General features: G+C 66.6%; 6 protein-coding genes. 1 reads left to right on the forward strand and 5 read right to left on the reverse strand.

What is annotated here, in order from left to right; all coding sequences use genetic code 11:
- Nucleotides 1-51: 51 nt before the first annotated feature.
- Together M3B11_RS09105 and M3B11_RS09110 are read right to left on the reverse strand one after the other, a co-directional pair.
- Nucleotides 52-921: a formate/nitrite transporter family protein gene (locus M3B11_RS09105; protein WP_259797740.1), complete on the reverse strand. Its 870-nt coding sequence runs from the start codon at nucleotides 919-921 to the stop codon at nucleotides 52-54.
- A gap of 101 nt (nucleotides 922-1022) precedes the next feature.
- Entirely contained in the window at nucleotides 1023-2243 is a 1221-nt protein-coding gene (locus M3B11_RS09110) for a resuscitation-promoting factor (RefSeq protein WP_259877182.1), read from the reverse strand.
- Between the two features lie 306 nt (nucleotides 2244-2549).
- On the opposite strand from M3B11_RS09110, the gene M3B11_RS09115 reads away from it, so the two are divergent.
- Entirely contained in the window at nucleotides 2550-3227 is a 678-nt protein-coding gene (locus M3B11_RS09115; RefSeq protein ID WP_259877183.1) for a hypothetical protein, read from the forward strand.
- 54 nt (nucleotides 3228-3281) lie between these two features.
- Here M3B11_RS09115 and M3B11_RS09120 read toward each other — a convergent pair whose 3' ends face one another.
- The 3 genes from M3B11_RS09120 to rsmI all read right to left on the reverse strand — a co-directional run.
- On the reverse strand, nucleotides 3282-4205 hold the full coding sequence (locus M3B11_RS09120; protein ID WP_259877184.1) for a TatD family hydrolase: 924 nt from the start codon (nucleotides 4203-4205) through the stop codon (nucleotides 3282-3284).
- A gap of 6 nt (nucleotides 4206-4211) precedes the next feature.
- Nucleotides 4212-5876, reverse strand: coding sequence for a methionine--tRNA ligase (gene metG, locus M3B11_RS09125; RefSeq protein ID WP_259877185.1), 1665 nt, complete (start codon nucleotides 5874-5876; stop codon nucleotides 4212-4214).
- Nucleotides 5877-5887: 11 nt separating this feature from the next.
- The coding region (gene rsmI, locus M3B11_RS09130) for a 16S rRNA (cytidine(1402)-2'-O)-methyltransferase (protein ID WP_259877186.1) at nucleotides 5888-6709 on the reverse strand (822 nt) is incomplete at its 5' end.

Raw genomic sequence — 6709 nt, forward strand, 5'->3', positions numbered from 1 at the left:
CGGTCAACTCGAGTGCCAATTCCGTCGTGGAACCGCAGCCAGCACGCAGGCTCAGTCGCGGGCTGCCTCTTCTTCGAGGTCTTCGAAGCTCAGCTCACCGCGGCGCACTGCCCGCAGGATCCGCCATGTGCGCGCCATCCGCGGCAGCGTGATGATGAGCAGCCCGCCGAGCATGTTGAACGGGATGACGATCGCCATCCACACAAGGAAGTCTGTGACCGAGATGTCAGCTCCGGCGACCATCGCGCCGAAGATGATCATCGCGTTGAGTGCACCGTGCAGCAGACCCAGCCCGATGACGATGAGCCCGGAGATCATCGAGATGACAGCGAAGACGACGTGGTTGTCGGTGCCCTGCTGCATGCGGGTGGTGAGCGTGATGGAGGCGCCGGCGAGCAGCGACAGGCAGATCATCACGAGCAGCGAGGGATTGTCGACGTAGCTGGCCGCCTTGTCGACGAGGGTGCCGTGGTAGTCCGGCAGGGCGAGCACCGTCAGCCACATGAAGGCGAAGCCGCCGGCGAGGTTGGTCACGAGTTTGACGCTCCACAGCCGCAGCAGCTGGAGCCAGGTGCCCTGTCCGGCTGCGATCGCGTGGATGGGCAGCAGGAACTCCTCGGTGAACAGCTCCGAGTGGGCCATCTTGAGGGCGAACATGCCGATGCCGAAGGCCATGCCGGCGAGGATGTCGCTGCCGGTGGCCTGCAGCACGAGGATCATCGCGAGGATGCCGAAGGACACGTCGATGCCGCCGAACAGGCCGGTGATGATGAGCTCGACCCACGTGCGGTTGAGCCGCTTGGCGCCGGTGGAGACCGTGGCGGCGGCTTCGTTGAGCAGCTCCGGTTCGATGTCGAAGTCGGTGTTGCCCAGCCGGCGGCGCTGCTCGGCTTCGTCGATGTCGGTCTGCGACTTCTTCACGGATGCCCCCTTCCAGGCGTCTGGCCACCTGACCAGGGTACGGGATGACACACCTCGGGCCCGGTGCGATGACCGGGCCCGAGGTGATGGCTGGCTTCAGATCAGGCGCAGGCCCACTGTCCCCATCCTGCTTTCTGCTGCAGGATCTTGGCGCGCTTGAACTGCTCCTGGGGGCTGGCGTCGATCGGGTTGCCGGAGCCGCCGACCGAACGCCAGGTGGCGAGCTTGAACTGGAAGAGCCCGAAGTGGGCGCGGTTGGACTGGTTGATCGCCCGCGGGTTGAAGTTCGACTCGCATTTGGCGATCGAGTACCACTTGGAGCCGGGCCCGCCGAGCATCTCCTTGATCTGGGCGGTGGTCATGCTGCCGGAGTAGTTGTCCTCGGAGTTGTCGGAGTCGTTGCCTTCGGAGTTGTCCGAGCCGCCGGAGCCGCGCTCGTCCTTGCTCCGCGAGCCCTTGTCGGATTCGCGCTTCTTCTCCGGGGCCTTAGTGCCCTCGACGACGACCTCTTCGACCGGCTTCTCGATGTCTTTGGAGGAGACCTCTTCGCGGCTGACCTCGTCGCCGTTGACCGCGCGGACCTTGAAGACGACCTCGCGCTTGCCGTCCTTGCCCTTCTTCTCGACCTTCTTCTCACCGCGCGGCAGCGAGGAGTCCTTCTTGACGGTGACCTTCTTCTTGATCGTCTCGGTCTCGGTCTTCTCTTCGTTGACCACGCGCATGACATTGACGACCTGACCGTCGTAGACGTTGGAGGTCAGCGGGGCAGACGTGATGTCGTCGGTGCCGAGCTCGATGCCGGCTTCGCTGATGACATCCTGGACGGTCTTCGAGGCGGCCTCGACAGGCTGAGTCTTGCCGTCGGCCATGACGTTGACGGTCTTCGCAGTGGTGACGTCGATGGTCTCGCCGTCGCTGATCTTGTCATCCAGCGAGACGGAAACCTCAGCGCCCTCGTGTTCGATGCCGAGGTCGGCCAGGGCCTGTCCGACGGTCGAGGCGTTGGTCCATTCGTCCATCGGCTTGCCGTCGACGGTGAGGTCGAGGTCCTTGGCCTTGTTCACGACGATGTTCATGTCGCGTTCGACCTGGCTGCTGCGGCTGGGCTGGACCTGGTCGCGCTCGTCGAGCGTGATGTCCTGTGCGGCGAGCACGTCGTCGACGGTCGAGCCGAAGCTGCGGACCTGCTCGGCTTCGCCGTCGACCGTGACGTTGACGGGCTTGTTGAGCGCCACGAAGGCACCGGTGCCGCCGACGAGCGCGGAGATGACGACCGACTGCGCGACGATCTGCACCTTGCGATTGCGAATGGATGGAATCACGTAACTACCCCAATAGACTCTCTGCATATGCCAGCCCGCGGTGGCGGGCTCCATGTCAGTGCTCTTGTGGCCCCGGTGGGCCGGCACCGCCGAGCCTGCTGTGCGGTGGAGGCGGCGATGAGAACGAGACCCAGCGTAACCGAACCGTTACCAACATTGCAAAGCTGTGACATATGCGGTGGGTCTGCCCTGGTCAGCGGCACTGTCGAGCCCAGGAATCAGGGTCACACGGCCTGTGACGCAGCCGGAGGCGCGGGGTGTGCTCATGCGCCGACCCAGTGCCGATGCACGCGTAGGCTGAGGTGTATGGTCGACCCGACTCGCGCTATTCCCACCGGCGGCACACCTGCCGGGCACACCGTGAGCTCACTGCCTGCGCACCAGCAGATTCTGCGTCTGCGCGGACTGCTGAATCGGCAGCTCACCAGCACGCTCATCTTCTCCGCCGCCGGTTTCCTCATCCTGGCAAGCGGCTGGATCTACGGCCTCTTCAGCTGGCTGCCGCAGAAGCTGCCGGCCGCCGTGCTCGTCGATACGGCCCACGAGCTGGGTCGGTTCGGGCTGCTGCCGCTGGCTCTGTGGATCGCACTGCACGCACTGCTCATCGTCGTCGGGGCGGTCGGCTTCCGCGCGCGGGCTGCGCTCGCTTCGCTGCGCGGCGGACGGGTCTTCCAGGCGCTGCCGGCCGGAGTGCTGCCCGGCGTCGCCATCGTCCTCTATCTCGTCGGCCTCGGATGCGTCTTCCTCACCAGCGTCGCTGTCGCCGCAATCGGTCTGCTCGTCGGAACGAGTGCCGCGGTGGCACTTCCCGACTCCTACGATGCCCAGCTCCGTCCGCAGCTGGGCATCGTGCTGCTTGCGGCAGCCGGCTGGCTGTCTGCCGGGACTGCACTGCTGTTCGTCTCCCAGATCACCAACAACCGAGGACTCTCGACAGCTGCGCGTATCGAGGCGCATGTGCAGGCGGCCACCCACCGCCGGTGATCGCCGGCGCGTCCCTGCCTGCACGGTTCAGCCCGTTCTCAGTTCAGCCCGCTCTCAGTTCAGTGCCCAGGAGCCGAAGATCCGCTCGGCGTTGGCGGTCGTGACCTCGGCGATGTGGGCTTCGCCGACACCGCGCACCTCAGCGAGCTTCCGGACCGTCAGAGCCGTCAGGTACGGTCCGCCGGGCTTGCCGCGGTGCGGATGCGGTGTGAGGAAGGGGGCGTCGGTCTCGGTGAGCAGCAGCTCATCGGGCACGACGGAGGCGGCATGCCGCAGGTCGTCGGAGCGTTTGAAGGTGACGTTGCCGGCAAACGACATGTAATAGCCGCGCTCGGCGCAGATGCGGGCCATCTCGACGTCGCCGGAGAAGCAGTGGAACACCGTCTTGGCCGGTGCGCCCTCCTCTGCGAGGATGCGCAGCACATCGGCGTGCGCTTCGCGGTCGTGGATCTGAAGCACCTTGTCGAGCCGCTTGGCCATCTCGATGTGGGCGCGGAAGGACTCCTGCTGGTCGGCCGCACCGTCGTCGGCGGTGCGGTAGTAGTCGAGCCCGGTCTCGCCGACCACCCGGATCCGCTCGGCACCGGCGAGCTGCTCGATCTCGGTCAGCGACTCCTCCAGCAGGCCGGCGACGGCAAGCCGGGGCGCCTCGTTCGGGTGGATCGCCACCCCGCCGAGCATCCAGTCACGACCAGCGGCGGCCTCGGCGGCGACGACCTCGGCGGTCCAGCGAGCCGAGGCCATCTCGCAGCCGATCTGCACGATGCGCGTGATGTTGGCAGCCGTTGCGGTGTCGAAGAAGAACGACAGCGGCGGAAAGGTCTCGTCTGCTTCGGGTTCGACCTCCGGAGCGGGTTCACCGTCCTTGATCGGCCCGCGTGCGCCCACGCCGATGTCGAGGTGGCAGTGGGTGTCGACCCCAGGTGTATTCAGCGGTTGGGGAACCTCGGGATACGTGCCTGCAGCCCGTGATGCCATTGAGCCTTACTCCTCCACCTGGAACTTGGGGAATACCGGAGCCGGCTTGGGCAGCGGCGTGCCTGCGGCCAGCGGGGTGTCGACTGCGGTGAACAGACGAGCCGGTTCGGGCCGGCCCGCCCCCGGTGTGCCTGTGCTGTCTGCGGCTCCACCGACGTGCACCGGGGTGATCGCCGGGGCGCCCTCATTGGCGGCGTGGACGTTGCGGGCACCGGCTGCTGCGGCCGCCTCGCCTGCCGGCACACCGAGCTGGTCGAGGATCTTCCCAGTCGATTCGGGCATCACCGGCTGGATGAGCAGCGTGATGATGCGCACGACCTCCAGGGTCACCCACAGCACGGTCTCCATCCGGGCATTGTCTGTCTTCTTCAGCTTCCAGGGCTCCTGGGCCGAGAAGTATCTGTTCGCCTCAGACAGCACCTTCCAGCAGGCACCGACGTAGAGGTGCAGATTCTGCACATCGATATGCCGGCGCGCCTCAGGCAGCACGCCGCGGGCCAGTGCCAGCAGCTCCTCGTCCTCGGCGGTGAGCGAGCCTGGGGCAGGCACCTGGCCGCCGCAGTTCTTTGCGACCATCGACAGGGAGCGCTGGGCGAGGTTGCCGTACTCGTTGGCCAGATCGGTGTTCTTGCGGGTGATGATCGACTCCTGTGAGTAGGAGCCGTCTTGGCCGTAGGAGATCTCGCGCAGCAGGAAGAACCGCAGGGTGTCGAGTCCGAAGGCATCGATGAGGTCATAGGGGTTGACGACGTTGCCGACGGACTTCGACATCTTCTCGCCTGCGTTGAAGAGGAAGCCGTGGGCGTGGATGCGCTCGGGCAGGGTGATGCCGGCGCTCATGAGGAAGGCTGGCCAGTACACGGCGTGGAAGCGGGCGATGTCCTTGCCGATGATCTGCGCATTCGGCGGCCACACCTGCTCGAATCGGTCACCGGAGCTGGCCGCGCCGGGGAAGCCGGCACCGGTGAGGTAGTTCGTCAGCGCGTCGACCCACACGTACATCACGTGCGTCTCATCGCCGGGCACCGGCACACCCCAGTCGAAGGTGGTCCGGGAGATCGACAGGTCGTTGAGTCCGGAGCGGACGAATGAGGCGATCTCGTTGCGGCGGCCCTCGGGCCCGAAGAACTCGGGACGCTCCTCATAGAGCTTCAGCAGCGGTTCGGCGTAGCGGGACAGCCGGAAGAAGTAGGACTCCTCCTCCGTCCACGTCACCTCCGCGCCGGTGGACACAGCCACGCGCACGCCGTCACGCACCTCGGTCTCGTCTTCGGCGAAGTACGCTTCATCGCGCACGGAGTACCAGCCGGAGTAGGAGCCGAGGTAGATGTCACCGGCGGCTTCCATCCGCCGCCACAGCTCCTGGCTGGCCGCGTAGTGGTCGGCGTCGGTGGTGCGGATGAACCGGTCGTACGTCGAGCCGAGCGCATCGTGCAGGTGCCGGAATTTGGCGGCGTTGCGGTCGGCGAGCTCGCGGCTGGTGATGCCCTCACGCTGGGCGGTCTGCTGCATCTTCAGCCCGTGCTCGTCGGTGCCGGTGAGCATGAAGACCTGCTCACCGTCGAGTCGTTTGAATCGGGCGATGATGTCGGCGGCGACGTATTCGTAGGCGTGGCCGATGTGCGGGGTGCCGTTGGGGTAGGCGATCGCTGTGGTGAGGTAGAACGTCATAGACGCTCAGTCTAACGCTCCGCCTGCAGGTACGTTTCATACGCCTGCCGCTTGGACACCCCGTGCCGGGAGGCGACTTCGCCAGCAGCGTCCTTGACCCGCATGCCGGCGTCGACGAGCCTGCGCATCTCCTCGACGTAGTCACCGGCGTCGGCGGCCTCGCGTGAGGCCCCGGAGATGACGAGGGTGATCTCTCCGCGCACCCCATCGCCGACTCGCGCGCGCACCTCGGCGACGGTGCCGCGGATGACCTCTTCGTAGGTCTTCGTCAGCTCCCGGCACACCGCGATCTGCCGACCGGGTCCGCACGCGCCCTCCAGATCGGCAAGCGCGTCGACGAGCCGGTGGGGACTTTCGAAGCACACGAGCGTGCGCTCATCGGCGGCCAGTGCGTCCAGCTTCCTGCGCCGCTCCCCTGCCTTGCGGGGCAGGAAACCCTCGAAGGCGAACCGGTCGCTCGGCAGCCCGGACAGGGCGAGGGCGGTGATGACGGCTGACGGGCCCGAGGCGGCGGTGACGGTAACGCCGCGGGCGTAGGCGGCGGCGACGACCCGGAATCCGGGGTCGGAGACGGCCGGCATCCCGGCATCGGTGAGGAGCACGACGTGCCTGCCGGCTGCGACCTCGTCGATGAGGAATTCGGCTTTGGCCTCCTCATTGTGATCGAACAGGCTGGTGATCTCCCGGGTGTGGCGAAGTCCGAGGCGTTCGGCCAAGCCGAGGAACCGGCGGGTGTCCTCAGCGGCGATGAGATCGGCGGACTCGATTGCGGCCCGCAGGTGGGCTGAGGCGTCGTCGAGGTTGCCGATCGGAGTGCCGACAAGGGTGAGCCG

This window comes from Brevibacterium sp. p3-SID960 (genome assembly GCF_025144725.1).
In the GTDB taxonomy this organism is placed as follows: domain Bacteria; phylum Actinomycetota; class Actinomycetes; order Actinomycetales; family Brevibacteriaceae; genus Brevibacterium.